Below are 26,304 nucleotides of genomic sequence, written 5' to 3' on the forward strand. Positions count from 1 at the left end.
GTTCACGCTGACAGGGGCGCAACCAGTTGCACGGGATCGGACTAAGCGCTGAAGCGCCAGGTCCGATCGACAGGAGACGGCATGAACACGATGGTCATTCCGGCGGGCATCGCCGAAGTCGAACAGGAAATGATCGCGCTGCGACGCAGCATCCACGCGCATCCGGAGCTCGCCTACGAGGAGTTCGCAACCGGCGATCTGGTCGCCGACCGCCTGCGGGAGTGGGGCTACAGCGTCCATCGCGGCTTGGGGCAGACCGGCGTGGTCGGGCAACTGAAGCTCGGCCACGGCACCCGCCGGCTCGGCCTGCGCGCTGACATGGACGCGCTGCCGATCCAAGAAACCACTGGCCTGCCGTACGCGAGCAAGCTGCCCGGCAAGATGCACGCATGCGGTCACGACGGCCATACGGCGATGCTGCTCGCCGCCGCCTGGCATCTGGCGCGCGAAAAAAGCTTCGACGGCACGCTGAATCTGATCTTCCAGCCGGCCGAGGAAGGGCTCGCCGGCGCGAAGAAAATGCTCGACGACGGCCTGTTCGAACAGTTTCCCTGCGACGCCGTGTTCGCGATGCACAACATGCCGGGTTTTCCTACGGCCAAGCTGGGCTTCATGCCGGGGTCGTTCATGGCGTCGTCGGATACGGTGATCATCAAGGTGATCGGCCGCGGCGGCCATGGCGCGGTGCCGCACAAGGCGGTCGATCCGGTCGTCGTGTGCGCGCAGATCGTGCTCGCGCTGCAGTCGATCGTGTCGCGCAACATCGCGCCGCTCGATATGGCGATCATCACGGTCGGCGCGATTCACGCGGGCGAAGCGCCGAACGTGATCCCCGAAACCGCCGAGATGCGCCTGTCGGTGCGCGCGCTGCGGCCCGAGGTGCGTGACCATCTGCAGCAGCGCATCACCGAGGTCGCGACCGGGCAGGCGGCCGTGTTCGGCGCGCGTGCCGAGGTCGACTATCAGCGTCGCTACCCGGTGCTCGTCAACGATGCGGCCATGACCGCGCTCGCGCGCCAGGTCGCGCTCGACTGGCTGGGCGTCGACGGGCTGATTCACGACATGCAACCGCTGACCGGCAGCGAGGACTTCGCGTTCCTGCTCGAACGCTGCGCGGGCAGCTATCTGATCATCGGCAATGGCGACGGCGAGGGCGGCTGCATGGTCCACAACCCCGGCTACGACTTCAACGACGCTTGCCTCGCGACCGGCGCGGCCTACTGGGTCAAGCTCGCGCAGACGTTCCTCGTTTGACGCGGCGGCGGCGCGCGAGCGCCTTGCCGTAGCAGCCACAAGATAATGACGGAGACACAGATGGACTATTCAGCCACACCGCGGTCCGCGAGCGCCAATGGGCTCGATGCGCTCGATGCGCAGCGCCTCGCCGATGAACCTAAAAAGCGCGTCGGCCACGCGAAGGCGATCGCCGCGATCACGCTCGGCAACGGCCTCGAGTTTTTCGATTTCACGATCTACAGCTTCTTCGCGACGATTATCGGCAAGCTGTATTTCCCGGTCGAAGGTCAGCTCGTGCAGCTGATGCTCGCGGTCGGCACGTTCGGCGTCGGCTTCATCATGCGGCCGGTGGGCGGCATCGTGCTGGGGGGCTACGCGGACCGCGCCGGACGCAAGGCCGCGATGAGCCTGACGCTGTGGCTGATGACGCTCGGTTCCGCGATCATCGCGTTCGCGCCGACCTATGCGGCGATCGGCGTCGCGGCGCCGCTGCTCGTGATTCTCGCGCGGCTGATCCAGGGTTTCGCGCTGGGCGGCGAGGTGGGCGCATCGACGGCGCTGCTGCTCGAATACGGCAGCGATCGCACGCGCGGCTTCTACGGCAGCTGGCAGTTCGTGAGCCAGGGGATGAACACGGTGGCGGGCTCGCTGCTCGGCGTTGCCCTGGCCGCGACGCTGTCGCCGGCCGCGCTCGAAAGCTGGGGCTGGCGCGTGCCGTTCGTGATCGGCATGGCGATGGGGCCGGTCGGCATCTATATCCGGCGGCATCTCGACGAGACGCTGCCGGGTGTTGAAGATGGCACGGCAGCGTCTGGCGGCGCTGTTGCGCAGGCTGCTTCGGATACCGCTGCGAAGCCCGCTGCGCAAGTTCCGTCGCTACCTGTGCGCGACCTGTTCCGCGACCACGCGCGCTCGATCACGACCGGCGTGCTGACGACGATCGGCGGCACCGCGGCGAACTACATCGTGCTGTTCTACCTGTCGACGTACGCGATCCGCATCCTGCATCTGCCGATGGCGACCGCGCTGTGGGCCGCGTGGACCGGCGCGGTGGTCACGGTGATCTGCTCGCCGTTCGCGGGCGCGCTGTCGGATCGGGTCGGCCGCAAGCGCGTGCTGTGGGTATCGCGCGTGCTGCTGATTCTCGCCGTCTACCCGGCCTTCATGACGATCAACGCGTCGCCGACGGTGCCGGTGCTGCTTGCGGTGGTCGCGGGCCTCGCGCTGCTCGTCACGTTCACCGCGGTGCCCAATATCGTGATGCTGCCCGAGCTGTTTCCGCGCGCGATCCGCGCGACCGGCATGTCGATCGTGTACTGCCTCGGCGTGTCGGTCTTCGGCGGCTTCGCGCAGTTTTTCGCGACCTGGCTGATCCAGATTTCGGGCAGCAATCTCGCGCCGGCGTGGTATCTGATCGGTTGCAGCGTCGTGTCGTTGCTGCCGTTGCCGTTCATGCGAGAGACCGCGGGTAGGGCGATCGATTGACGTGATGGCGATCGGGGTCCGCTGAAAAAAGAGGCGCGATCTTTTCGATCGCGCCTCTTTTGCCATTTGCCCTGCTTCACGCTGACTATCGGATCTTGATGACAACCTTACCCTTGGTACGTCCGGTTTCGACGTAAGCCAAAGCCTCCTGGGTCGACTCGAACGGAAAGACCCGATCGATGACGGGTCGTATCGCTCGCGCGTCGATCAGTGCGGCAATCCGGCTGAGCTGTTCTCCGCTGGCCCGCATAAAGAGAAATGTATAGCTGACGTCATGACGTTTCGCGGCCTTCCTGATGCGATAACTCAGAAAGCGCATCACCGTTTTCAGGAACCACGACGCACCGATCTCTTTCGCAAATTCGGCATCAGGCGGACCGGCGATCCCGATGAGTTTGCCACCCGGCTTGAGCACACGCAGCGACTTCTCGAGCGCATTGCCGCCTTGCGTATCCAGTACCAGGTCGTAGTCCTTCAGGATGGCCGCAAAGTCGTCATTCCTGTAATCGATGACGATATCCGCGCCGAGTTGCTTCACCAGTTCGATATTCCGCGCGCTCGCTGTTGTCGCGACGGTCGCGCCCACATGCTTCGCCAGTTGAATGGCGAAGCTGCCGACACCGCCCGAGCCGGCATGTATCAGCACTTTCTGCCCTTTCTTCAATTGCCCTTTTTCGATCAGCGCCTGCCAGGCGGTCAATCCAACCAGCGGGATTGAAGCCGCTTCCTCCATCGTGAGTGCTGTCGGCTTGAGGGCCACGCCATCCTCTTTGACCGAGATGAATTCCGCGAAAGTGCCGATGCGATCCTTGTGCGGGCGCGCGTAGACTTCGTCGCCGGGCTTGAATCGCCGCACGCGCGAGCCGACGCGCACGACAACCCCTGCCAGATCGTTGCCCAAAATCAGCGGCAAACGATAGGGCAAAATGAGCTTGAACTCTCCGTCTCTGATTTTGGCATCGAGCGGGTTCACGCCCGCGGCGTGGATCTGGATCAATACGTCGTCCTCGCGCGGCTCTGGAACCGGCATATCGCTGGATCGTAAGCCGTTCTTGCGTCCATATCGATCGACGACGAATGCTTGCATCATGGTTCCTTGTCAGTGGCTCGTTAAGTCTGGTTGTTTCGCTGGCAATAGCACGGATGCAGAGCCTTTGAACAGGGAGGAGACAGTCACGTCGTCTACGTTGCCAGCCGCAGATCTTTGCGGATACCGGCGTCCACCAGTCCAGCGGGCGCGAATCTGCGCAGCAATCGCAGACGGGCGGCGAGTCCGCCAGCGGTATAGCGGAGTTTCGGACGAGCCGCGACGGCGGCCTGCAGTACGGTTTCGGCCACGACCTCGGGACCGTCGGCGCCCTCGACCACTTCCTTCACTCGCTTGTCCACGGCCGAGCGCACCTCGCGGTATTCGTCGAGAGGGGCGTCGGGCGCGATCAAGTTCGCGTCGAAAGGCGTCTTGATGTAGGCAGGTTCAATGACCGATACGCGGATGCCCAGCGTACGCAACTCATGGTCGAGCGACTCCGAATAACCTTCCACCGCGTGCTTGGTGGCGGAATACAGCGCCATATAGGGCATTGGCAGAAAACCGAGCACGGAACCGATGTTGATGATGCGGCCGCTGCGTTGTCGCCGCATATGAGGCACGACAGCACGCGTCATGCGGATGATCCCGAAGAAGTTCGTATCGAAGATCGTGCGTGCCTGGTCGATCGAACTCTCTTCCGCGGCGGCAGGGGCGACGCCGAAACCGGCATTGTTCACCAGCAGGTCGATGCGGCCCTGCAGGCGCAGCACTTCGGCGACGGCGGCTGCAACGGATGCATCGCTGGTCACATCGAGCGGCAGCATGTCGAACGACTGTTGGCCGGCTCGTTGGCCGCGCCGACTGGTGCCGTAGACCTTGTATCCGGCCTTCGCAAGCCGCTTTGCCGTGGCTTCGCCGATTCCCGACGAGGCGCCCGTCACGAGCGCTATTTTGGTTTGCATGATGTTCTTCCCAAGATGTCTTTGCGTGGTTGGTTGAGCATTCGTTTCACTAAAATATGATGACAGTCATATTTGCGGTCCAACGAAAACCGGCACAGGGCCGGCGTATTTACGCATCAGTCGGTGCGAGTTTTTTCAATGCCGCTTCAAGAAAACTCTCCGATAGTTTGGGGTCGTCGACGGCACGCGCCATCACCATCGTGCCAACCATTGTGGCGACCATCAAAAGCGCCTGTTCGTGCGCGCCTGGCTGACCCCAATCGGGCAATTGGCGCGCAACGACATCGATCATCTCCTTGATGCGGCGGGTGGCCGCGCGCCGTACGGCCGGCGCCTGGCGCGGCATCTCCGAGCCGAGGGCAGAGATCGGGCAACCTGTCGCGATGCTCTCGCAATGCTCCTTCGACAGATAGGCGCGCATCATCGCCGGCAACGCCTGTTCCGGCGGCACGGACGCGGCGATACGCTCCGACAGCGCCACGGATTCAGCTCCGGCGCGGTCAGCGGCTTCGGCAAGCAGCACCTCGCGCGACGGGAAATGGGCATAGAAGCCGCCATGCGTCAGACCTGCCTCCTTCATGATGTCAGCCACGCCCGTGCCGTCGTAGCCGCTGCGCCGAATCGCGCGTGCGGCGACCTCGACGATGCGCTCATGCGTGATTTCCTTGCGGCTGGCTGGCTTCCGGGTGATGGGTGGATTTTTCATGATGACCATCATATATCATTCCGGCGGGATTTGCAGGGGCCATCCAGAGACCGACGGTTCAGGCGGTAACCGCTAGAATTGCGGCTTTAGCCCGGAATACGCCAATGTCTTTTGCCTCGCTTGGCCTGATCGATCCCTTGCTGCGCAATGTGCAGGACCTCAATTACCAGACACCTACGCCGGTGCAGGCCAAGGCGATTCCTGCTGTGCTCAGTGGCAAGGACGTCATGGCTGCGGCGCAGACCGGCACTGGCAAAACGGCGGGTTTTGCGCTGCCGCTGTTGCAACGGCTGGTGCAACACGGCCCGGCGGTGTCCAGCAACCGCGCGCGGGTTCTGGTGCTGGTGCCCACGCGTGAACTGGCCGAACAAGTGCTGCAAAGCTTTATCGCTTACGGCAACGGCCTCGACTTACGATTTCTGGCCGCCTACGGCGGTGTGAGTATCAACCCGCAGATGATGAAGTTGCGCAAAGGCGTGGACGTGCTCGTCGCCACGCCGGGCCGTTTGCTAGATCTCCATCGCCAGAACGCGGTGCAGTTTGATCAGGTACAAACGCTGGTGCTGGATGAAGCCGACCGCATGCTGGATCTGGGCTTTGCGCGCGAGCTCAACGCCGTCTTTGCTGCCTTGCCCGCTCAGCGCCAGACCCTGCTGTTCTCTGCCACGTTTACCGATGAGATCCGCGCCATGGCGGCGGGCATTCTGCGCGGCCCGGTCAATATCAGCGTCAGCCCGCCCAATGCCACGGCCAGCAAGATCAAGCAGTGGGTGGTGCCGGTGGATAAAAAGAACAAGCCCGACCTCTTCATGCACCTTGTGGCTGAGAACGACTGGAAGCACGCGCTGGTGTTCGTCAAAACCCGCAATGGCGTGGATTACCTGGCGGCCATGCTGGATGAAGCGGGCTATGCGGTCGACACCATCCACGGCGACAAACCGCAACCCGCGCGCCTGCGTGCGCTGGAGCGCTTCAAGACGGGCGAAGTACATATGCTGGTCGCTACCGATGTGGCTGCGCGCGGGCTGGATATCGACGATCTGCCGCTGGTGATCAACGTTGATCTGCCGATCGTGGCGCAAGACTATGTGCACCGTATTGGCCGTACCGGCCGAGCGGGCGCCAGCGGCGTGGCGGTGTCCCTTGTGTGCGCCGATGAAGCCCCGCAACTGGCCGCGATTGAAGCGCTGATCCGGCAAACGCTGCGCCGTGAAGAAGAGCCGGGTTTTGAAGCCGAACACCGCGTGCCGCAAACTAGCGCGACGGGCCAGATCATCAAGAAACCCAAAAAGCCTAAGAAGCCCAAAGTGCCGCAAGCTGCGCCGGGCGCCATGCAGGTGCTCAGCAAAAAACCGCGCCCGCAAAGTGGCGAAAACAAACGCAAGCCTGCAGCGCAACGCGCTGTGGCCGCGGGTAAAGGCACAAGCTTGTCCAGCGGTAGCCCATTCAGCGTGCAAAAGCCACGCAGCAAACCCGCCAGCAAGCCAGCTGCGGGTTCACGTAAGCCGGCTGGCAAACCCGCTGGTGGTCGCGGCAAACGCCAACCCTGATCCGTGTGTGACGGCAACGCACACGCCATTCCATCTCGCATCATCCGACCTTAGCGGATTCCGCGTTTGATCAACGGAATGAGCGAGTCGATCGTCGCAGGTGTTTGGACACCCGCGCCGGTGTTGATGGTCAGTCCCGCGAAATGATAAGCAGCCGAGAGCACGCATTGCGTGACCGGCAGGAAGCCTTGCAGATAGAGTTGCTGGTCGAGCGTCGCGGTAATGTATTTGCTCTGCAGCCCCGAAATCGTGGCCGGTGCCAGATCGATGCCACCAATGATGATTTGCCCCGGCTTCTTGCCAGCCTGCTGGAGCGCCTGCGGAATGAACCCGGTTACACCGCCGTGCTGAGTCCCAATCGCCCTCAGATTAGGGTGCGCCTGGATAAAGGCGACCAGGATCGGCACGGCGAGCGATGAATCGGAATCCACCTGAGGTGAGATATTGAGCCTGGTCACCTTTACGCCGGCCTTCTCCAGCGTTTCGGCAAGACCACGGTCAGACTGACTGCGCACACTCTCGTTGAACACACCGTATTCCAGCGCCTCGTCGCCCTTCTTGATCCCAGCGTTGAGCATCGCCTGCGCGGTGATCTGCCCGCCGACGTAGAGTTCGACGCCGGCGTAGCCGAAGCCCTTCGCGTCGTAAAGTTTCTGGTTCTCGGGTAGCGGCGTGTTGCCGACGGTAACGATGATGCCCTGGTCTACCGCCTGCTTGATCAGTGGCGCGAAGGCTGGATCGCCCGGATGGCCCATGATGCCGATGCACGTCGGATGCGCCGCCATCGCCTGGCGAAACTGCGCAAGCATTGTCTCTGGGCTCCAGGCCGAGAACTGCTCGATCACCTTGATGCCTAAGGCATGCCCCGCGTCCGCAGCCCCGGTCTGACGTGGCAGCGTCGCGCCGTCGCCAGGGTTTCCGCCCATCTGCATATACATTGTCATACCGGCGCCGAGCGGCCCCGTCGTGGTCGGCTCAGTGGCACCGGCCGTCTGCGCGAGGCCAAACGCGAGAATACTCGCCCCCAGGAGGGATCCCGTCATGATCTTGATCATTTCTGCTCCTTTCTCCTGATTTAACGGCTTTATCGCCCCCCAAGCCTGAATCTTTCGCGCAACACGCGCAGCTTGGCGGGATTCTCTACCAACAGATGCAGCGTCACAGCGACGATGAACACCACCCCTTCGATCGCCTGTACCCAGAAGCCGGCGATACCTGTCGCAACGATTCCGGCCTCCAGCATGCCAATCACGAAAGTGCCGAAGAAGGTACCCACGATCGTCGCCGTGCCACCAAACACCGAGGTTCCGCCGATGAACACGCCGGCCAGCGCCGGCAGCAGATAGCCCTGCCCCTGGGTTGAAAAATAGTTCAGATTCTCGAGCGTGAGCAGCACCGTGGCGAAACCGGCCAGCACACCCATCAGCGTGAACAATTTCACTGTCTCACGCACGACATTGATGCCCACGACCTTCGCCACGTTTCGGTTGTCTCCGATGAACAGCAGGTGCTCGCCAAAACGGTGACGATTGAGGATGAACCACATGAACGCTGCAAGCCCGAGCGCCCAGAGCGCTTGCATCGGGACCACACCGAACAACGTGCCCGCGAATACTGCATAGGCTGAACCGTTGGCGAGCTCCTGTAGCGCATTGGAGAGCCCGCCGGACAGGATCGAAGCAACCCCAGCCCAGAGGAACTGCGTGCCGATTGTCACGATGATCGAAGGCACACCGACCACCGCGACCAGCACCCCGTTCACCACGCCGACCAGCGCGCCGCCCGCCAATGCCGCGATCATGGCTAGCCAGGCTGATCCGGTGGTGTTCACGCACCAGGCGAACAGGAAGCCCGAGAATGCCATCACGGAGGGGAAGGACAGATCAATTTCCCCCGCCGCAACCACCAGAGTGAGCCCGATCGCCAACACCGCCAGCGGTGGCACGGTGGTCAGGAAGGAGAAGTAGATTGGCCAGCCTAAAAAGACGCGCGGTGCGGTTGCCATGAACAGGCCGACCACCAACGCGAACACGACCAGGCTCGGCACTCCCTCTATGCGTGCAAAATCCGGCAGGCGAAAACGCACCAGCCGCGCCGGCTGTTCGTCTTTTATCGGATCACTCACGTCCTTGCCCCGCAGCCAGCGCCGGCCCGTGCCCGCTCTGCTGTAGCGAAATCAAGAACCGGGTGAGTTCCTCGAGGCTCATCTCACCCGACTTCATATCCGCGACGATCCGGCCACGATCGAGCACGACGAGCCGATCGGCGAGCTCGTGCACATGGGCGAGGTTATGTTCGATGTAGATGCAGGCGCGGCCGGACTCCTTGATCGACCGTACGAAGTCGAGAACCTTACGTACCTCGCTAATGGCAAGCGCAACCGTTGGTTCATCGAGAATGATCAGATCGCTGTCGAAATACATCGCCCGTCCGATCGCGATGCCCTGGCGCTCGCCACCGGAGAGTTTCGCAATCAGCGAATCCGCGTCGATCCCCACGCCGCGGAAACCGAGCTGGCGCTTCAAAATATCGTTGGCAATGCGCCGCTGTTCGGCAACCTTGATGAAGCCGAACCGGTTGGTGATCTGCCGGCCGACAAAAAAATTACGCCACAGCGGCTGCTTCTCGCCCAGCGATTTTTCCTGATAGACCGTCTCGAAGCGCAGTCGGTGCGCCTCGCGCACCGAAAAGCGGTTCCAGTCGACCTCCTCGTCCCGGATGAACAGCTTGCCCGTGCTCGGCCGCACGACACCAGTCAGTACCTTGATGAGCGTCGACTTACCCGCGCCGTTATCACCGATCAGGCCGACGATCTCGTTCCGCCCAATGGCCAGATCGATGCCGGACAGCGCCCGTATCTTGCCGTAGGACAGGCTGATACCTTGGGCGCGCACGATATGCTGATAGGCGCACGTACCGGGCGCCGCCTGGTTCGGCATCACGCCACGCTCCAGCTCGAATGACCCACAGCGATGTTGTGAACGACGACAGCCATAGATCTTTCCCCTTTGCTTATCGATCGCCGCATCAACTTACATTGGAAGTGTCCCTGAAATTTAGCAAGCCTTAGAGTCCAGTTCAAGAATCGCTTACGAGACCGCTTATATTTCATCGGGAAAATATTAGCCTTGGGCACTTGAACAACGCACAACCTAAGGGATAGAAGAAGCGCGTCAGAAGGGTCCCACAGGACGAGCGGCCACAAACGCCCGGTCAAAAAAGCGCAAAAAGCAGAGGTATCGGCATGCATCCGCCACGCCAGCGGCTATTCTTCAGACGCTACGACTAACGCGTTTCAGACCGGCTCTGCGGGTCGTCGTCAGCCATTCCGCGCCCCACGCGGAAAGGGGGTATGTCACGTCCAGAACTTCAGATGAGCAACCCCGTCAGCTTCGGTCCCACATACGACTTCGGACCTGGCGGGGTATGGGCCATGCCCGCCGGAGCAACGCCCCCGTGCTGCGGTGGCAACTGGGTCAGTAGATGGCGAAGGCTTGTCGACAGGGTGGAACTCGACACGACGCAGATGCTGTCGTGAAAATCATTTGGGCGGGACAACTCCGGTAGGTCAGCGATGAATTGCTCCATTCGCGCGAGGCTTATCCAGTCTGCCTGGATCATCCTTCTGGCCGTGCCCTGTGCGGCATGGGCGCAATCGCAAACGATAGTCACGATCGCTGGCACTGGGGCGCAAGGGTAGAGAATCAGCGGCCCAACGCGATGGTTAGCCAGGCGATGCATCGCGGGCCCCAGCACTTCGTTGTGCATTTTTGCGGCGCCACGTCGAAACGCTGCAGCCGAAGCGGCCGTTGAACCAGCGGGAAAACGCGCTCAGCGATGAGAAGCCTACCAGCGTAGCCACTTCAGACAGCGGCCGGTCGCCGCTACTGACATACCGCATCACCTGTTCAACCCGCACCGCATCGACAATCGACAGAAAGCTGTCACCCTGACGGGCGAGGTGGCGATTCACGGTCGTGCGATCCACGCCCAGATGCTGCGCGATCCGGTCGGCCGAGCAGGTGCCAGACGGCAAAAGTGCAATGACCAGTTTCCTGACCTTGTCGGACATGGTTGCGTTGGACTGAAGCAGCATCGAATCCAGATACTGGCGCACCTGCTGCGCCATGACCGGATCGTAAGCTGGAATCGCGGCGTCGAGATCCGCTGCGAGACACACGATGCCGTCGAAATCCTGGTTGAACTCAACGGGCGCGCCAAATACACGCGTATGCATGGCGAGGCTGGCTGGAGCGCTGTACGTGAGACAGATGGTGCGGGGCTTCCAGGCGGCGCCCAGCACCAGGCCCAGCGTCCGGTACAGGACGCCCAGTATCAACTCCGTTGCCTGGCGCATCGAGCCAGGCATGCCGCCCATGAGGTCTTCGCGGATGATGGCGAGTCCTGCCGTTTCCTCGACGCGCATCACCACCGCTTCGTTCTGCAGGCGCAGATAGTGCGCCATCGATTCGAGCGCGCGGCGCAACGTCGGCTGTTCCCGCATCGCAAAACCGAGAGGGCCAAGGTTGGAGAGGTGGCGGGTCTCGGCCATGCGCAGCGCGAAATCCTCGACGGCAGCGGCCCGGGCGGAGGTTTCCAGCAACCGCGCCACTGCCTCGGCCGGAATCATGATGTCGGGGTTCAGCAACGCGGAACGGTCAATGCCGGCATCACTTAACTGCTGGTAAGGATCAAGGCCCACCGATCGGGCCACTTCGACGTAACTGGTCAGGGAGGCACTGCGAAGCAGATAGGACATATGGTTTTCCCTCGTGCATCAAAATGTAAATTTTTTGCCTCAATCTGTCAAACCGCTATTTGCCAGTATCCGATACTTGCCTCCAGAGACGCGTGATGACCAACGCGTACGGAAATTCGAGAAGTTCGAGAGGAGGCGAAACAATGAGCAATGAGACGAGCCGCAGCGCGACCCCGGTCTGCGATCAGCTGCGCGCAACCGGCAACTGGAATCCCGCCTGGGATGCCATTGCAGAACTCGATCCTGTCTGGGCCGAGAAATTCATGGCGATGGGCATGCACGCCGTGATGTCGGGTGTGCTGGAACCGAAGGTGTTCGAGTTCCTCGCCATCGCGGTCGACGCGTCCTGCACGCATATGTATGCGCCGGGCACACGCCGTCACATCCGCCGCGCGCTCGAACTGGGCGCCACCAGGGAAGAAATCGCTGCGGTCTTACAGGCGGTTAGCGTCCTTGGCATTCATTCCTCCAGTCTCGGCGCGCCGATCCTGCTGGAAGAACTGGCCGCCTTCGAGAAGGCAAACGTCGACGCTGCGCAGGCCGTTGCCTGACGTCAGCGCCGTCACTTCATTAATTTTCAAAGAGGAACACAGACCATGCATTTCATGGACGACTCCCTGCTGCCTGAAAACCAGGAAAAACTCGTGATCCAGGTGGCGCCCTATGGGCCGCAATGGATCCCCGGCGATTCGGACGATATCCCGGTCACGATGGACGAGCAGGTGCAGAAGGCCGTCGACTGCTACAACGCAGGCGCGAGCGTGCTGCACGTGCACGTGCGCGAGGAGGACGGCAAGGGCAGCAAGCGTCTGTCGAAGTTCAACGACATGCTTGCCCGTCTGCGCGATGCTGTGCCGAAGATGGTGCTGCAGGTCGGCGGCTCGATCTCATTCGCGCCGGAGAATGAAGGCGAAGCGGCCCAATGGCAAAACGATGACACACGTCACATGCTCGCGGAGTTGAACCCCCGTCCGGATCAGGTCACCGTCGCAATCAACACCAGCCAGATGAACGTGATGGAGTTGATGACCGAGGCCGACATCGCGGGTACCTCGCTCATGAACCCGGCGCTGCAGGCTGCCTATCGCGACATGATCGTGCCGTCCAATCCCTCATGGCACGTCGAACACATCAGGCGTCTCGTCGCCAACGGCATCCAGCCGCAGTTCATGCTGGGGAATCTGACGCAACTCGAAACGGTCGAGCGTCTTATTCGCAACGGTGCGTATAGCGGTCCGCTGAATATCAATTACGTGGCAATTGGCGGCGGCGCGGCCGGGTTGCATCCCGCCGACATGATCGAGTTTGCCCGCCGCACCCCGGAGGGCGCGGTGCTTACGTTCGAAACGCTGAACCGGAACGTGGTGCCGATGAATACGCTGGCGATTGCGCTGGGCCTGCATGTACGGGTCGGTATCGAAGACACGCTGTTCGGCCCGAACGGCGAGCGGGCGACTTCAGTGCAGCAGATCGAGCAGATGGTGCGCATTGCGCGCGAGCTCAATCGCGACATCGCGAGCGGCGAGGATGCCCACCGCATCTATCAGATCGGCACCCAGTGGGGTTCGGTCGACGAGACGCTCGACAACCTGCGCATGGTCCCTAATCGCACGCCCGGCCGGCGCGACGTGCCGGCACGCAAGGTCGCCTGAGCGGGGATAACGGGGCGCAGCGCGGCAGCGTATCGCGTTGCGCCTCGCTCTGAACCCTCTCAGGCATGGAGACAGATGATGTTCTGGAAGAAAAGCCCCTCTGCGGTTCTGGCGTCGCTACTGGTGATCCACCTGCTGGCACACATCGACCGCAATATGCTGCTCGGTTTCTCGCCGCAGATCATTAAAGACCTGGCGCTCAGCAACACGCAATACGGCTTTCTGGTCGGCGCGGTATGGGTGCTGAGCTTCGGCGTGATGGCGATGTTCATGGGCACCCTTGCGGACCGCTTCAGCCGCACCCGGGTCATCGCCGCCGGCGTGCTGATCTGGAGCGCCTGCACGCTGGCCTCGGGCCATGCCCAGAGCTTTGAGCAGATGGTGGTGGCGCGCTTTTTCGTCGCTAGCGGCGAGGCGGCGCTGGTACCTGCCGCGGTGGCCCTGCTGGCTGAACTCTTCTCGGAGAAGCGACGAGGCACGGCGATGGGGCTGTTCTTCATGGGGATACCCATGGGCGTCGGCTGCAGTTTCCTGCTCGCCGGCAGCTTTGGCGCCACGCATGGCTGGCGGACCACGTTCTATGTCCTTGGCATCGTCGGCGTCGCCGTTGCCTTGCCGCTGGCGCTGCTCAAGGAAGACCGTAGCCAGCTCGCACCGCAGGAACGCGGCGCGCCGTTCGTAGCCCAGGCGCTCGCGGTGTTGCGCACCGTCGGTGGCAACCGTGCGCTGGGCTTCGTGATCGTTGGTTTCGTACTGGTGCACCTCGTTTTTGCCAGCTTTTCCTTCTCGCAGTTGTGGCTCGTCAACGAGCGCGGCATGAACGCGGCTGGCATTGCCACCAGGATCGGCGCGCTACAACTGGTGTTCGGCACGCTGGGCGCGGTGATGGGTGGCGTCATGGGCGATCGTGTGGCGAGCAAACTGCGCGGCGGACACGCCAGCTTCATGGCGCTCCTTGTCGTGATCTGCGCGCCGTTGATGCTGGCCTGCCGTTTCGTCCCGGTCAGTTCGCCGCTGTTCTACATCGGCATGTGCGCGGGATTCTTCCTGCCGCTGGCGGTGTACGGCCCGGGCGCGGCGGCGATCATGAGCATGGCACCCCAGAAGATGCGCTCGACGATCTTCGGTTTCACGATGCTCTCGATCAACGTATTCGCCCTTGCCATCGGCACCGTGGTCATCGGGATGGCCGCCGACCATTTCATCAAGGCTGGCGCCACCGCTCCGCTGACGGGTGTCCTGATCGCCACTGACGTGCTGACGATCAGTTCGGCGCTGTTTTTCGCCCTCGCGGCGCGCGCCTCGCGCAGGCAGCGTGCGCTCGCGCTGCAAAACATACAACCTGCGAGGTAATGGAAATGCAAGACCAACGTCGGAATCTGGAAGGGCGTGTCGCCCTCGTCACCGGTGCCGGTCGTGGGATGGGCGGTGCCATCGCCGTTGATCTGGCCCGCGCCGGTGCACGGGTCGCGATCTGCGATATCGACATGCCGGCTCTCGAAGAAACGCGCGCTGCCGTGCAAGCGGCCGGCGCGCCGTGTCTGGCGCTGCGCTGCGACGTCTCGTCCAGCAGCGAAGTCGCCAACCTGTTCGCCGCGATCGTCGAGCGTTTCGGGACGTTGCACATTCTCGTCAACAACGCCGCGCTCGTGCCGAACACGCCGATCGATACGGCGCGCCGCAACAGGCATTACGCCTATCTCACCACGCCCGTGCAGCGGCAATCGCTGGCTTTCACCAGCAGCATCAGCGACGAGGAGTGGCATCGTTACTGGGACGTCAACGTGCACGGCCTCTTTTACTGCACCCGCGAAGCGCTCAGGCTGATGCAGCCGCAGCGCGACGGCAGGATCATCAACATCGCGTCGATTGCGGGCATCTCGGCCATGAGCGCCCATAGCCCGCACTACAGCGCCACCAAGGGTGCGGTGGTTGCCTTCACAAAGTCGGTCGCAGCCGAAGTCGCGGGCGCCAATATCTTCGTCAACGCGATGGCGCCTGGGGGTGTGGCCACTCCCGAATTCACGGAATACTTCGAGGCCGCCGGTGAGGAAAAGCGCAACCAGTTCTGGCAAGTGGTGCCAGCCGGACGCCTGGGCACGATGGAGGAATACGCCTCGACGGTGACCTATCTGGCCGGCGACCACTACCTGGTCGGCCAGGTGATCAGCCCGAATGGCGGCGTGGTGATATGACCGGGTGCGCCGCGTGACCTGAAGCGATCACGCCTGAAAATCCTTGCATCGACCTCTTCAGCATCTGCCATAACAATCAGTTCTGCGAATAGGATTGTGAACGCTTCTGGAGATCGGCTTTGACAAAAGACGACTGACCGGCGGTAAAAGACCGCAGGCGCCCAATGGCTCGAATGCTGCCTCGGGCGATGTCGGCTCGTGACTCTGCATTAAAGAATGGACGGACGAAATGAACGGTTTGATGCTGCAAAAGCAGTTGCTGATTTCCTCGCTGATCGTGCATGCCGATCGCCATCATGGGGATACGGAGATCGTGTCGCGGCGGGTAGAGGGTGACATCCATCGCTACACCTTCCGCGACTGTCACCGGCGCGCGCGACAGATGGCCAATGCGCTCACGAGTCTGGGCATCAGGCCGTCCGACCGTGTCGGCACCCTCGCCTGGAACGGTTATCGCCACATGGAGCTGTACTACGGCATATCCGGCATGGGCGCAGTGATGCATACGATCAATCCGCGCCTGCACGCAGACCAGATCGCCTACATCGTCGACCATGCGGAAGATCAGGTCCTGTTCTTCGATCTGACGTTCCTGCCGCTGGTCAAGACCATTGCCGGCCGCTGCAAGACTGTCAAGGCGTTTGTCGCGATGACCGATCGCGCGCATATGCCGCTGGATACCGGCATTGCCAACCTGCTGTGCTACGAAGATCTGCTCGAGCGCAGCTCGTCGACCTACGTGTGGCCGAATTTTGACGAGGATACCGCCTGTGCGCTGTGCTACACGTCCGGTACCACGGGCAACCCGAAGGGCGTCCTCTACTCGCATCGCTCGTCGCTGCTTCACACCTTCGCTGCCGCACTGCCGGATGCGCTGAACTGCTCGGCGCGCGACGTGATCCTGCCGGTCGTGCCGATGTTCCATGTCAATGCGTGGGGCATTCCGTATGTCGCGTGCATGGTCGGGGCCAAGCTGGTTTTCCCCGGCCCCGGGTTGGACGGCCAAGCGCTCTACGAACTCGTCGAAGCCGAGCAGGTCACCTTCGCGGCTGGCGTGCCGACAGTATGGCAAGGCCTGCTGACCTGGCTCGAGCAAGGTGGCCTGAACTTCTCGACCCTGAAGCGCACCGTCATTGGCGGCGCAGCCTGCCCGCCCGCCATGCTTCACACGTTCCAGGATGGGTACGGCGTGGAGGTCCTGCACGCATGGGGCATGACCGAACTGAGTCCGCTCGGGACCATCGGCGCGTTGAAAGCAAGGCACCTCGCACTGGGTCCGGAAGACCGTTGCGCCCTGCAATCCAAACAGGGGCGCGCGGTATTTGGCGTCGATATGAAGATCCTCGGTGAGAACGGTCAGGAACTGCCATGGGACGGCGTGAGCTCGGGCGATCTGCTGGTGCGTGGCCCATGGGTGGTGCGCAACTACTTCCGCAATGAAGGTGGCAACCCGCTGCGGATCGATGCCGACGCGCATGGCTGGTTCCCGACCGGCGATATCGCGACCATCGACGCCGACGGCTTCATGCAGATCACCGATCGCAGCAAGGACGTGATCAAGTCCGGCGGCGAGTGGATCAGCTCGATCGAGATCGAGAACCTCGCAGCCGCGCATCCCGCGATAGCGAGCGCGGCCTGCATTGCGGCGAAGCATATGAAGTGGGACGAGCGGCCATTGCTTGTCGCCGTGAAACAGCCCGGTGCACAGGTCACAGCCGAAGAATTGCTGGCGTTCTTCGAAGGAAAGATCGCGAAATGGTGGACGCCGGATGCAGTCGTATTTGTCGACGCGGTGCCGCTTGGCGCTACCGGCAAGGTGCTGAAGAACCAGCTGCGCGAAGCGTTTCAGGACTATCTGTTGCCGACTTAAGGAAGCAGGTGGCCTGGCGTGTTGAGTATTGAACGTACGTCTTGAACGTACGTCGTTACGGGTGGATTAAAGCTACAAAACTGGAGACGCAATGAAACTGAAATGGGTAGCTGCGGCCGCGGTGGCCGTCCTTGGAAGTCCGGCCTATGCGCAGTCGTCGGTGACGCTGTACGGCGTCGTGGATTCCGGTCTGCTATATCAAAGTACCTCGGCGGCCTCGTTCAGCCCTACGGCGAAGAATCTGGGCAAGGTATATCGCTACAAGGATGGCGGGATCTACGCGAGTATCTGGGGGCTCAAGGGTTCCGAGGACATTGGCGGCGGCTATCACGTCAACTTCAAGCTGCAGGGGTCGTTCGACAGCGGCACCGGCAAGTTCGGCCTGGCGGATACGCCGGGCGCGGTGGCGCAGTTCAACCAGTTCGCGACGCTCGGCGTGTCGGGACCGTTCGGTACGGTGAACTTCGGTCGCCAGATCGTGCCGATGGCCTACGCGATGGCCGATACCGACGTGCGGGCGGGCCAGTATTTCGGCAGCATCCTGACGGCATGGCTGGGCATGAACCAGGCCGCAGGCTGGTCCGGCACCAGCACCAACGGACCGATCGGCGCGCTGTACGACAGCAATGCGATCGTCTACGAGTCGCCGACATTCGCTGGCGTGTCCGCAGCGCTCGAATATGCGCCCGGCGGTGTGGCAGGCAGCTTCCAGGGCGGCACGCGCGAGTCCGCCGTGCTCAAATACTCGAACTATGGCCTCAATCTGAGAGCCGTCTACTACAACGGTCACGACACCAATCCCGGACCGACGACGGTGCCCACCGGACTCGCCAACAACCGCCTCTACTACCTCGGGGCGCTGTACACCTATCACGCCTTCTCCATTTCCGCGTCATATTCCAACGGCAGGAATCCGGCGCACGCGAATCTGGTCAACCTCGACCTGTATTCGGCCGGCCTCGGCTATCAGTTCTCACCGGCATTCAAGCTCACCAGTGGCGTGTATTACCTGAAGGACGCGAACAATTCGGCCAACAAATCGCTCGAGGTCGCCGGAGGCGCCGAATACAGTCTGTCCAAGGCCACTTTGCTCTATGGCCAGGTGGGTTGGGTGAACAACCACGGAGATATGACGCAGACGATTACGTACGGCCAGCCCGTCGCGCCGGGCCTCGGGACGACGGCGGTCATGCTCGGGATACGCCACTACTTCTAGGGATCCTCCGTATTGGGCTCGAAATGAAGACCTCTGGCCGGTGAAGCGTGCCGGCTCGCCACGCGGTAGCAGAACAGCGATTCCAACGGGGATCCCGCAAGACTTAGGAAGACTGGAGAAAGCAATGAAGGTAATCAGGGCACTCAAACTGGCGGTCGGCGCACTGATCGTGACGACATGGATCGATGCATGGTCCCAGCCTGGCGAATCGGGCAGTGGGCCAGCGTCAACCGTCATGGCGTCGCCGGGCAGCGGCGCTTCGACGAGTTCCAGACAGGCTGATCGCGCGCTCGGCAGGAAGGTACGCGCTGCGCTCATGAAGGACAAGGAGATCAGTGCTTCAAACATCAGTGTCCGTGCGAGAGGTGGCGCGGTGACGCTGTTTGGCACGGTGCCCGATGCAGCGCAGATCGACAGGGCGGCCGGGGTTGCCGAAGCCGTGCCGGGCGTGACAACCGTGAAAAACAGTCTGACACTCAAACGCGTATTCGGCCAGTAAGTGGTCATCCTAAGTAAGTCCGGATCGCTGCCAGGCTTGCACCGAAGCGACACCGCTCTGCCTACGACGTCAGTCTGCCGGCGCATCTGGTTGGCGGACGGCGCAAATGGATCGATTGCGCAGATGAGCCCGGTTTCGTCGAAGGGGTGACGGCATTCGTCGGGAGGCAAAACACCCAACGTCGACCGAGCGTGCCGCACCGTTCTTGAGCTTTAGCGAATAGACGAACCGACAGAAAAGTGCTGCTGTCGGTAACGTCCTACCTTGAACGAATCTCGGCAGTACAGAGGTCGCGCTGATGTGTGGCAATCTGCCATGTGTTTCCCCACGGATCTCTTACCATTGCTCGCCTGTCGCCGTATGGCATGTCGGTCGGAACTTCGAGTGAGATCGCATTCGCCGCAATCGCTCGCTGGTAGGTCGAATCGGCGTCCTCGACGTAGACATACAGAAATGCCGGCATCGGATCGCGAAGGCCGTCTGCGCCGCTAACCATCACGACGGAATCGCCGATCATGAGTTCGGCAGGCCGCCCGTGACGGAATTCGCCCTGTGCCTGAAACACCATCTTGATGAATGTGATCAGGTTTTCCGGATCCCGTGCGACGATTCGGGGCGTGACGGTATGCCATCCATCGGGCTGAAATTTAGCCATGTTGGGCAGCCTCGGAAGAGATTCGCAAGGGCATTGTCCTCCGGGCGCCGGATGTCCGCAAAGGGGGGCGAACTCGGGCGAATCGGCATCTGGCTCGGTTCGGCCACAAACTGCCGGTCACATGCGCCGCCGGAAGGCCGCTCAGGCGTCGGCTCTGCTTCGCAACCGGCCATCTGATTGTCGCAAGGCGAGCGCTCGTTCAGCGGCCAGAAGGGACATCAATCTGGCCGGCCAAAGACGCCCTGTTCCACCGAGCGGAGGCATCTCCCCTGTTAATCCCTGTCAGCTTGCCGGATTTCGTGCCATGACGACCCATGCCGCGCCGTTGATCATCACCGACCCCTCGCCGGGGAGGCTCGCGAAGGCGGCACGAACTGCGGCGGAGGCACGGGCGCGGATGTCGTCGGGCTGACCAGCGAGCGCACGCGACAGCGGGCCGACCTCAAGCGTCATCCTCACTGCGTCGTCGATCGCCGCGTCCCGCGTTTCGCCCTCGCCGAATGGGACGGCCGCGTCGAAGGGCGAGATAACGATTTCGGTGAAACCGGCCGCCGTCAGGATGCGCGCCACGTGCTCCCGGTCGCCGAACGAAAACGGGCCGGGCGCTTCGGGATCGGGGAGCGCGCTCGGCGGGACGATGTCCTTGAGCGCGCCCACCGGCAGTCGCATCCAATCGTTCTCGGCCGCACCGCGCCAGCAGACGAAAGCGACCCGGCCGCCCGGCCGGAGCGCGCGTCGCATATGGGCGAACGCCGCTGTCGGATCGGGGAAAAACATCACGCCGAAACGCGAGAACAGAATGTCGAACGCGCCTTCGGGCAGCTCTGCGCTGCTGGCGTCGGCCACCTGAAACAGGGCCGGCGTATCGTGGCGCGCAAGCGCGCGCGCTCGATCGATCAGCGGTTCGGATATGTCCACGCCCAGCACTTGGCCCCCCGCGCCGACGCGAGCGGCCAGAGCCAGACTTGACGCACCCGCGCCGCAGCCGATGTCCAGCACGCGCTCACCCGTCGCGGGCGCGGCGGCTTCGATCGCGGCCTGGCCGAACACCGCCACCAGAGCGTCGAGCCGGGCCTGGTTGGCGACCCAGCGCTCCCCGCTTTGACCATTCCAGTCACCCACCTGATCAGCACTTTGCTTTGCCATGTCATCTCCTTGACTCGACGATCCGCCTTTCGCCGCGTCGATTTACGCCAACCTTTTCGAAGGCGACGACGCAACGAGAGCAGGGATCTGTGCTCTCAAACCACCATCGACTGCTGGGCGAAGATACCCGCCATCGCGCCCTGCGATGAAGCCTGGGTGACCGAGGGCAAGAAGGGCGTGGCGAGGTCGCCAGCGGCGTAGATGCCGGGCATGCTGGTTTGGCGGCGCTCGTCGACTTTGAGGACGATGCCGGTGGGCGTATCGACCGTGGCGAGGCCCAGTGATTCATGCAGGCGTGCGGACGGCTTGTTGCGCGGATGGGCGAACAGGACGTCGACCGCGACATTGCGGCGGGTATCGAGATTGACGGTGTTGATATGGCCCTTGTGATGGGCGATCTCGACGATCCGGCCATCGACGACAGGTATGTTGCGACGCGCCAGATCGACTTGGATATCGGGCGCAATGTCATGACCATCGGCGAAGACAGTCAGCTTGTCCGTCCAATCGCGGAACAGCCTGGCAGACTGGTGCGACTGCGGGCTGGACCAGACGAGGCCCCAATGCTGGCCGGCGACTTCAAAGCCGTCGCAATAGGGGCAGGGCACGATGGACGTGCCCCAGCTTTCGGCAAAGCCCGGAACATCAGGCATCTGGTCGGCGACGCCATAGCTCAGGATCAGGCGGTGCGCCCTCAGGCTTTCGTTATCGTCAGTGACGACGCAGAAATCGTCGATGGCGCCAGACACGCTCTCGGCCCGGGCATTGACCAGCCTGATCGTTGGATAGCGCGTCAACTGCTGCCGCGCCTCGACCAGGATGTCCAGCGGTGGCTTGTGATCGTGGCCGAGCAAGCCATGCGAGTGGCCTGCAAAGCGGTTGCGCGGCCGGCCGGTATCGAGAACCGTGACCTTGCGGCGGGCACGGCCGAGCTGCAGGGCGGCGGCGAGGCCGGCAAAGCTGCCGCCGATGATGATGACGTCATCCATGGTGATGGGCTCCGTGTTGTGATTGGAGGGGTGGGCTGGGCGTGGTGTGCAATATCGTCCAGCGATACGCGCTTGAGACGGTCAGCGAGTAGGGCTTCGGCATTGGCGAGAAAGTTGCTGATGGCTGTATTGATCGGCCCCACAATCCCGCATTCGATATCGCCAGGCGCCCCGGGGAAACCTGATTTGGGCAACTGGTGAAACCTATCCTTGGCTTGCACATTTAAGATACTGCGTGGTATCGTAGTGCAAGAATTTGAATACTGTCAAGTACTGGAATTGCTGTGACCGAAAACAGCCAGAGCCGGCGCGGCCGGCCCGCCAACGAGGCGCTTCGCCAAACGATCGTCGACGCCGCCTGCGAACTCTTTGTGGAATTGGGTTTTCAAGCGACGACCATGGACAAGGTCGCGCAGCGGGCGAAGATATCCAAGCTCAGCATCTATCGGCACTTCGAGAACAAGGAGGCGCTGTTCAGCGCGGCCATGGTGGCCCACTGCCATCAATTTGCACCCCAGGCCCTTTCTGAAAGCGTCGACGGTTCAGCCGAAGATCAGCTCATGGCGGTGGGATCATCCCTGCTTCGCACGCTGTTGAGCCCGGACGTCCGCAGTGTCGAAGCCATGGTTTTGGCCGACAAGACGAATCAAAAGTCGTTAAGCAAGCTCCATTACGAAGCCGGGCCCGCCCATGTCATCGCCCAAATCGAGGCCGTGTTGCGTCAGTTGCACGCGAAAGCGATTCTGAACGTACCCGATGCTCTCCGATCCGCCCGCTTGTTTGCCGCGCTTTTCAAAGGATCCGATCTTCTGCTTGTCGCACGCTTCGATGAGGCGAGAGCAGAGGATGACAACGAAATCGAATCCTATTGCCGGTCGGCCGTCGCCATGTTCATCGCCGCGCACGGTGGCATCTAAAGGTGCGCTATTGCGGCTTGATGAAGAACCCGCAGAGTTGCACACGCTGTTCGCTCTAAGCAATCTGTGGATGACGCGCGAACGACTGATGCGCGAGGCCGCTGCATGAGCGCAAAAGCCGCCCGCGCGGGCAGGCAATCGGCGCCTTCCTTATGCCGAACGTAGCGCTGCATTCGAGCCAGGTGCCGCACCGCTTCCACCGCATCGGCCCTATGTGGATGGCTCAGTGCGGCAAAACGAGTTCTGAACACCATCCCTAACCTTGCGGGCGCTTCCTTTCGATCTGGTGAACGACAAGCTGATTGCTTATAGAGAAATCAAACTTAAGTTCGAGAGCAATTCGAGGGTCGAGCAAGACGTCATCCTTGCACGGCGTAAGCCGCCTCACCAACTCACGGGTCTAAGCGTCCGCAGAGGCCGATGACTTGTCCCCCAGGCGACGGCACGGAATGACCGTTCCACTCCGATACCTACCCTTAGAACAGAGACTGCTCGACCGGCTGCAACGGGTCGGGAGTGTGAGTTCGCTGATGCAGGAAGCTGCCGCCCGGCCCCTCGATACCGCCACCGTCGGCAATCCGTCCACTGCCGACGTAGAATCCAGTCCTCTCCAACGTCGGCAATGGCCGAAATGCCGCACTCGGGAAGCTGGCGCCACGGACCGGACTGCTCCGTCACCCGCCCTCCGAATCGCGAGAAACGCGATCGTCGGCAGAGAGCGGGATTGGCATAGAGCTATCGTTCAGGGAGGAATAGGTGGTTCGTCTGCGCGTCGGTCTCACGCGCAAAACCGTCACGGCCTCGATGACCGTCCTTCAGAAAAACCGGAGTGTGCTCCGCCTCAGACTGCTGACGGGCAGACGCAGATCTCCAGTCGACGCCATGCGAACGCGACGCATCGCCGCGCGTCGCTCATAGGCTCATAGGCCCCGCAAGGGACCTTTTCCCGGCAGCCTATCGTCGCAGGCGAATGGCTCAGTACAAGGCCCAGTCGCAACGTCCGTCGGCTTTTCCGTTTCGGCTACGCGCCAGAGACGGCGCAGCAGCCCGCGCGTACTCACGTCCGATGCTCGTGACGCAACTAACTGTCAAGCGCTGGCGCCCTCCGCCTGGCTTCGCCGCCACCCCGTCTGGCAGCAGGATGGGATAGCGGGCCACGACCCTGGTCCGTCCGAAAAGGGCATGCGGGTTGAGCAACCCGTGATTTCCTGGCGGACAACGATGTGGCGTCACCTGCCGTGCTCGCTTTGATCAGTGGCGCCCGAAATCGTCAGGTGTCAGTTCGACGCGTGCGCCCGGGTGCGCGAGCAGCTTGCGTTCAGCGATCGCGCGGATGCGGCTATATCCGTCGCGGAAGGTCCTGAGGATCCGCAGGTCGTCGGCCCGGTCTTCAAGCCAGAAATGAGCCTCGAGCGCTGCGGTCGTGATGACGCATTCGACGAGGGTTTGCCCTCTGACGAGGCGGAATGACACGCCTTGGCGGCTTGCCAGAATCTGCGGCTCGAATTCAGGTTTTTCCATGACGGGTTTCAGGGCGTTGTCGTTTATGCGGTTAAAGCGGTATGCGTATCGGTCTGATGAGGTTGGCGATTGCCGCCGGCATCAGGGTACAGGCTGCGGGGCATCGTGACGCGCGCAGGCGGGCATAACGGGCGGCTCCTGACATTCGCGTTCGCGAAGCGAGGTGGTACTCTCAGCTCCGGGTTGTAAAAGCCTCGCCGATCTGCCGCGCGCGCTTCACTTCGTCGCTGTGCAGGTAAATCGAGGTCGTGGAGACGGAAGCGTGCCGCAGGTTGTCGCGCACCGTGGTGAGTTCGGCGCCGTGGCCGAGCGCGTGGGTAGCGTGGGTGTGCCGCAACCAGTGGGGGCTCGCGCGGCGCAGCTTCTCCGCGAGCGGCGGGTGATCGGTCTCGATGGCATTGGCGGCAAGGACGAGAAAGCGCTCGAGCACGCTCCACAGCCGCACACTGCTGATGGCCGTGTCACTGTCTGCTTCCAGGCTGCCGATGACCGGTGTGTCCGGCCGCCAGCGCGCCGTAGTAGTTGGCAACTGGCGCCCGGCCAGATAGCGGGCGAGGGCGTCCCACGCGAGCGGCGGCAGCGCCACCCGTGCGATCTTGCCGCCTTTGCCGGTGACGCGCAGCCAGTGCTCGCCGCGTGCGTCCGTCTCGACGTGGCCGAGCGTCGCGCCGACCAGCTCACTCGCGCGCAAACCCGTCGCTAAGCCGAAATCGAGCAGGAACCGCAAGCGCTGCGCGGCCGGAACCGTCCAGCCGTGAGACCATTCCAGCCCCTCGGCCATCGTACGTACCAGCGCCCATTCCCCGTCGGTAAAGGCGCGCGACGCGTCGAGCGTCGATGCCGTCCTGCCGCCGCGCACCCTGATGCCTGCAAACGGATTGGCCAGCATGTAGCGCTGTTCGACCAGCCAGCGGAACAGGGCGCCGAGAATCGACAGCGCGTGCGCGACCGAGCGCGCCGAGAGGGTGCCGTTAAACGGCCGCCAGTCCGGTGACGTGCGGGGGCGCACCGGGCCGATCCAGCGTCCCCGCGGCGCCGGATGGCGCAGGAACGTCCGGTACGCGATCGCATCTTCGGTCGTGAGCGACGACAGCGCGCGGCCGCGCTCGACGATGGCCCAGAGGATCAGCCGCTCGGCTTCCTTGCGGTAGGTCCGCTGCGTGGCGGGCGACTCGTGCAGGGACAGCCACGTCTGCACGGCCTCGTAGTCGTTGGACGCGTCGAGCGTGCAGGTGGCGGGCGGTGCGCGGAACGTGCCGGCGGAGCCGTCGACCTCGTGCGGCAATTTGAGGGTTTCCCACGGCACGATGTCGCCGCGCTGGCTCGCGACCACCAGCCCATGCGCCCTGTCCGTGAGCGCGGGCCAGGCGGCGAAGAACGCCTCGATCGAACGGGCGCTCGCCGTGCCGAACCCCGGCACGGCCTTCCACCACTGGCGCCGGCGCGGAATACGCACGGTGAGATCGGCGAGCGTCGTGATGCCGTACGCGTGCAGTACGCGCACCGCGCGCGGGGAAAACCACTGCGCGATGTCGTCGGCGATCTGCGGTTCCGGAGAGCGCGCCGTGCGCAGCGCATCGATCGCCTGCGCCACGCCTTTCGCTTGCTGCTCGCGTCCCGCTACAGGATGAGTGAGGAGTGCGACGAGATCGTCGCGATGGGCCGCGCGCGCAACGTCCAGCAGCTTGCCGCGGATGCGCCCGAGGACGCCGCGCGCCGATTTCCCGTCACCGAGTGCGGAGGGCAGGTAACGCGCCACGGCCTGCCGCACGGACACGCCGGCGTACCACGCGCGCAGCACGGCAAGCTCGTCGGCATCGGGAAAACCGGATCCGGAAGATTCAGCGTCAGCAGCGGGCGCGGAGGGCAGGGTGAGGCGCCTTTTGGGGTACGAACAAGGTAAGCGTAAATTCCTA

The 26,304-nt window shown here is 62.7% G+C and carries 23 protein-coding genes and 1 pseudogene; 12 read left to right on the forward strand and 12 right to left on the reverse strand.

Features of this window, described 5'->3' with window-relative positions:
• Positions 1–81 precede the first annotated feature (81 nt).
• Both HWY30_RS29275 and HWY30_RS29280 read left to right on the forward strand, forming a co-directional pair.
• Entirely contained in the window at positions 82–1,254 is a 1,173-nt protein-coding gene (locus HWY30_RS29275) for a M20 aminoacylase family protein (RefSeq protein ID WP_090803910.1), read from the forward strand.
• A gap of 60 nt (positions 1,255–1,314) precedes the next feature.
• Complete coding sequence (locus HWY30_RS29280; protein ID WP_090803912.1) at positions 1,315–2,721, forward strand: MFS transporter; 1,407 nt, start codon at positions 1,315–1,317, stop codon at positions 2,719–2,721.
• An 85-nt stretch (positions 2,722–2,806) separates the two neighbouring features.
• On the opposite strand, the gene HWY30_RS29285 is transcribed toward HWY30_RS29280, so the two are convergent.
• The 3 genes from HWY30_RS29285 to HWY30_RS29295 form a co-directional block, all read right to left on the reverse strand.
• A complete protein-coding gene (locus tag HWY30_RS29285; protein ID WP_090805662.1) occupies positions 2,807–3,808 on the reverse strand; it encodes an NADP-dependent oxidoreductase in 1,002 nt (333 codons plus the stop codon).
• A gap of 95 nt (positions 3,809–3,903) precedes the next feature.
• The gene (locus tag HWY30_RS29290; RefSeq protein ID WP_090803913.1) at positions 3,904–4,713 is read right to left on the reverse strand and encodes an oxidoreductase; all 810 of its coding nucleotides are present in this window, start codon (positions 4,711–4,713) and stop codon (positions 3,904–3,906) included.
• 109 nt (positions 4,714–4,822) lie between these two features.
• On the reverse strand, positions 4,823–5,431 hold the full coding sequence (locus tag HWY30_RS29295; RefSeq protein WP_090803914.1) for a TetR/AcrR family transcriptional regulator: 609 nt from the start codon (positions 5,429–5,431) through the stop codon (positions 4,823–4,825).
• Between the two features lie 92 nt (positions 5,432–5,523).
• Between HWY30_RS29295 and HWY30_RS29300 the strand changes: the two genes are divergently transcribed.
• Positions 5,524–6,969 (forward strand): DEAD/DEAH box helicase, encoded by a 1,446-nt coding sequence (locus HWY30_RS29300; protein ID WP_090803916.1) that lies wholly within the window; start codon positions 5,524–5,526, stop codon positions 6,967–6,969.
• 50 nt (positions 6,970–7,019) lie between these two features.
• On the opposite strand, the gene HWY30_RS29305 is transcribed toward HWY30_RS29300, so the two are convergent.
• The 4 genes from HWY30_RS29305 to HWY30_RS29320 form a co-directional block, all read right to left on the reverse strand.
• The gene (locus tag HWY30_RS29305) at positions 7,020–8,024 is read right to left on the reverse strand and encodes a substrate-binding domain-containing protein (protein WP_018418573.1); all 1,005 of its coding nucleotides are present in this window, start codon (positions 8,022–8,024) and stop codon (positions 7,020–7,022) included.
• Between the two features lie 29 nt (positions 8,025–8,053).
• Entirely contained in the window at positions 8,054–9,094 is a 1,041-nt protein-coding gene (locus HWY30_RS29310; protein WP_244145053.1) for an ABC transporter permease, read from the reverse strand.
• Positions 9,087–9,908 (reverse strand): ATP-binding cassette domain-containing protein, encoded by an 822-nt coding sequence (locus tag HWY30_RS29315; protein WP_221307813.1) that lies wholly within the window; start codon positions 9,906–9,908, stop codon positions 9,087–9,089. The genes HWY30_RS29310 and HWY30_RS29315 overlap by 8 nt, the downstream gene beginning before the upstream one ends.
• Positions 9,909–10,693: 785 nt before the next feature.
• Positions 10,694–11,728 (reverse strand): AraC family transcriptional regulator, encoded by a 1,035-nt coding sequence (locus HWY30_RS29320; RefSeq protein ID WP_090803919.1) that lies wholly within the window; start codon positions 11,726–11,728, stop codon positions 10,694–10,696.
• Positions 11,729–11,871: 143 nt separating this feature from the next.
• Between HWY30_RS29320 and HWY30_RS29325 the strand changes: the two genes are divergently transcribed.
• From HWY30_RS29325 to HWY30_RS29355, 7 genes are all read left to right on the forward strand, one after another.
• Positions 11,872–12,279 carry a carboxymuconolactone decarboxylase family protein gene (locus tag HWY30_RS29325; protein WP_090803921.1) on the forward strand — a complete coding sequence of 136 codons (408 nt, stop codon included), beginning with the start codon at positions 11,872–11,874 and terminating at the stop codon, positions 12,277–12,279.
• Positions 12,280–12,324: 45 nt separating this feature from the next.
• Positions 12,325–13,380, forward strand: coding sequence for a beta-keto acid cleavage family enzyme (locus HWY30_RS29330; protein WP_090803923.1), 1,056 nt, complete (start codon positions 12,325–12,327; stop codon positions 13,378–13,380).
• A gap of 75 nt (positions 13,381–13,455) precedes the next feature.
• The gene (locus HWY30_RS29335; RefSeq protein WP_244145054.1) at positions 13,456–14,733 is read left to right on the forward strand and encodes an MFS transporter; all 1,278 of its coding nucleotides are present in this window, start codon (positions 13,456–13,458) and stop codon (positions 14,731–14,733) included.
• A gap of 5 nt (positions 14,734–14,738) precedes the next feature.
• Entirely contained in the window at positions 14,739–15,575 is an 837-nt protein-coding gene (locus tag HWY30_RS29340; RefSeq protein ID WP_090805666.1) for an SDR family NAD(P)-dependent oxidoreductase, read from the forward strand.
• Between the two features lie 229 nt (positions 15,576–15,804).
• Positions 15,805–17,445: a 3-(methylthio)propionyl-CoA ligase gene (locus HWY30_RS29345; RefSeq protein WP_090803925.1), complete on the forward strand. Its 1,641-nt coding sequence runs from the start codon at positions 15,805–15,807 to the stop codon at positions 17,443–17,445.
• A gap of 91 nt (positions 17,446–17,536) precedes the next feature.
• Positions 17,537–18,661 carry a porin gene (locus tag HWY30_RS29350; RefSeq protein ID WP_090803927.1) on the forward strand — a complete coding sequence of 375 codons (1,125 nt, stop codon included), beginning with the start codon at positions 17,537–17,539 and terminating at the stop codon, positions 18,659–18,661.
• Positions 18,662–18,785: 124 nt separating this feature from the next.
• Positions 18,786–19,160, forward strand: a complete 375-nt coding sequence (locus HWY30_RS29355) for a BON domain-containing protein (RefSeq protein ID WP_090803929.1) — start codon at positions 18,786–18,788, stop codon at positions 19,158–19,160.
• A 259-nt stretch (positions 19,161–19,419) separates the two neighbouring features.
• Here the strand turns inward: HWY30_RS29355 and HWY30_RS29360 are convergent, their stop codons facing one another.
• From HWY30_RS29360 to HWY30_RS29370, 3 genes are all read right to left on the reverse strand, one after another.
• On the reverse strand, positions 19,420–19,815 hold the full coding sequence (locus HWY30_RS29360; protein ID WP_090803931.1) for a VOC family protein: 396 nt from the start codon (positions 19,813–19,815) through the stop codon (positions 19,420–19,422).
• Between the two features lie 282 nt (positions 19,816–20,097).
• Positions 20,098–20,961 carry a class I SAM-dependent methyltransferase gene (locus tag HWY30_RS29365; RefSeq protein ID WP_026226061.1) on the reverse strand — a complete coding sequence of 288 codons (864 nt, stop codon included), beginning with the start codon at positions 20,959–20,961 and terminating at the stop codon, positions 20,098–20,100.
• Between the two features lie 95 nt (positions 20,962–21,056).
• Positions 21,057–21,950, reverse strand: coding sequence for an NAD(P)/FAD-dependent oxidoreductase (locus HWY30_RS29370; RefSeq protein ID WP_018421952.1), 894 nt, complete (start codon positions 21,948–21,950; stop codon positions 21,057–21,059).
• 284 nt (positions 21,951–22,234) lie between these two features.
• On the opposite strand from HWY30_RS29370, the gene HWY30_RS29375 reads away from it, so the two are divergent.
• The gene (locus tag HWY30_RS29375; protein ID WP_018421953.1) at positions 22,235–22,867 is read left to right on the forward strand and encodes a TetR/AcrR family transcriptional regulator; all 633 of its coding nucleotides are present in this window, start codon (positions 22,235–22,237) and stop codon (positions 22,865–22,867) included.
• Positions 22,855–22,976 (forward strand): annotated as a pseudogene (locus HWY30_RS29380) (IS5/IS1182 family transposase); the annotation flags it as partial. The gene HWY30_RS29375 and the pseudogene HWY30_RS29380, both read left to right, overlap by 13 nt.
• 1,142 nt (positions 22,977–24,118) lie before the next feature.
• On the opposite strand, the gene HWY30_RS29385 reads toward HWY30_RS29380, so the two are convergent.
• Entirely contained in the window at positions 24,119–24,388 is a 270-nt protein-coding gene (locus HWY30_RS29385; protein WP_090812210.1) for a DUF1488 family protein, read from the reverse strand.
• A gap of 172 nt (positions 24,389–24,560) precedes the next feature.
• Positions 24,561–26,258 carry a site-specific integrase gene (locus tag HWY30_RS29390; RefSeq protein WP_167368867.1) on the reverse strand — a complete coding sequence of 566 codons (1,698 nt, stop codon included), beginning with the start codon at positions 26,256–26,258 and terminating at the stop codon, positions 24,561–24,563.
• Positions 26,259–26,304 lie beyond the last annotated feature (46 nt).

Source organism: Paraburkholderia tuberum STM678 (assembly GCF_902833905.1).
Lineage (GTDB): Bacteria > Pseudomonadota > Gammaproteobacteria > Burkholderiales > Burkholderiaceae > Paraburkholderia > Paraburkholderia tuberum.

Bases quoted from the DNA above. Each gene is read 5' to 3' on its own strand.
- HWY30_RS29275 (WP_090803910.1), top strand. From the start codon at position 82: ATGAACACGATGGTCATTCCGGCGGGCATCGCCGAAGTCGAACAGGAA.
- HWY30_RS29280 (WP_090803912.1), top strand. From the start codon at position 1,315: ATGGACTATTCAGCCACACCGCGGTCCGCGAGCGCCAATGGGCTCGAT.
- HWY30_RS29285 (WP_090805662.1), bottom strand. From the start codon at position 3,808: ATGCAAGCATTCGTCGTCGATCGATATGGACGCAAGAACGGCTTACGA.
- HWY30_RS29290 (WP_090803913.1), bottom strand. From the start codon at position 4,713: ATGCAAACCAAAATAGCGCTCGTGACGGGCGCCTCGTCGGGAATCGGC.
- HWY30_RS29295 (WP_090803914.1), bottom strand. From the start codon at position 5,431: ATGATGGTCATCATGAAAAATCCACCCATCACCCGGAAGCCAGCCAGC.
- HWY30_RS29300 (WP_090803916.1), top strand. From the start codon at position 5,524: ATGTCTTTTGCCTCGCTTGGCCTGATCGATCCCTTGCTGCGCAATGTG.
- HWY30_RS29305 (WP_018418573.1), bottom strand. From the start codon at position 8,024: ATGATCAAGATCATGACGGGATCCCTCCTGGGGGCGAGTATTCTCGCG.
- HWY30_RS29315 (WP_221307813.1), bottom strand. From the start codon at position 9,908: ATGCCGAACCAGGCGGCGCCCGGTACGTGCGCCTATCAGCATATCGTG.
- HWY30_RS29320 (WP_090803919.1), bottom strand. From the start codon at position 11,728: ATGTCCTATCTGCTTCGCAGTGCCTCCCTGACCAGTTACGTCGAAGTG.
- HWY30_RS29325 (WP_090803921.1), top strand. From the start codon at position 11,872: ATGAGCAATGAGACGAGCCGCAGCGCGACCCCGGTCTGCGATCAGCTG.
- HWY30_RS29330 (WP_090803923.1), top strand. From the start codon at position 12,325: ATGCATTTCATGGACGACTCCCTGCTGCCTGAAAACCAGGAAAAACTC.
- HWY30_RS29335 (WP_244145054.1), top strand. From the start codon at position 13,456: ATGATGTTCTGGAAGAAAAGCCCCTCTGCGGTTCTGGCGTCGCTACTG.
- HWY30_RS29340 (WP_090805666.1), top strand. From the start codon at position 14,739: ATGCAAGACCAACGTCGGAATCTGGAAGGGCGTGTCGCCCTCGTCACC.
- HWY30_RS29345 (WP_090803925.1), top strand. From the start codon at position 15,805: ATGAACGGTTTGATGCTGCAAAAGCAGTTGCTGATTTCCTCGCTGATC.
- HWY30_RS29350 (WP_090803927.1), top strand. From the start codon at position 17,537: ATGAAACTGAAATGGGTAGCTGCGGCCGCGGTGGCCGTCCTTGGAAGT.
- HWY30_RS29355 (WP_090803929.1), top strand. From the start codon at position 18,786: ATGAAGGTAATCAGGGCACTCAAACTGGCGGTCGGCGCACTGATCGTG.
- HWY30_RS29360 (WP_090803931.1), bottom strand. From the start codon at position 19,815: ATGGCTAAATTTCAGCCCGATGGATGGCATACCGTCACGCCCCGAATC.
- HWY30_RS29365 (WP_026226061.1), bottom strand. From the start codon at position 20,961: ATGGCAAAGCAAAGTGCTGATCAGGTGGGTGACTGGAATGGTCAAAGC.
- HWY30_RS29370 (WP_018421952.1), bottom strand. From the start codon at position 21,950: ATGGATGACGTCATCATCATCGGCGGCAGCTTTGCCGGCCTCGCCGCC.
- HWY30_RS29385 (WP_090812210.1), bottom strand. From the start codon at position 24,388: ATGGAAAAACCTGAATTCGAGCCGCAGATTCTGGCAAGCCGCCAAGGC.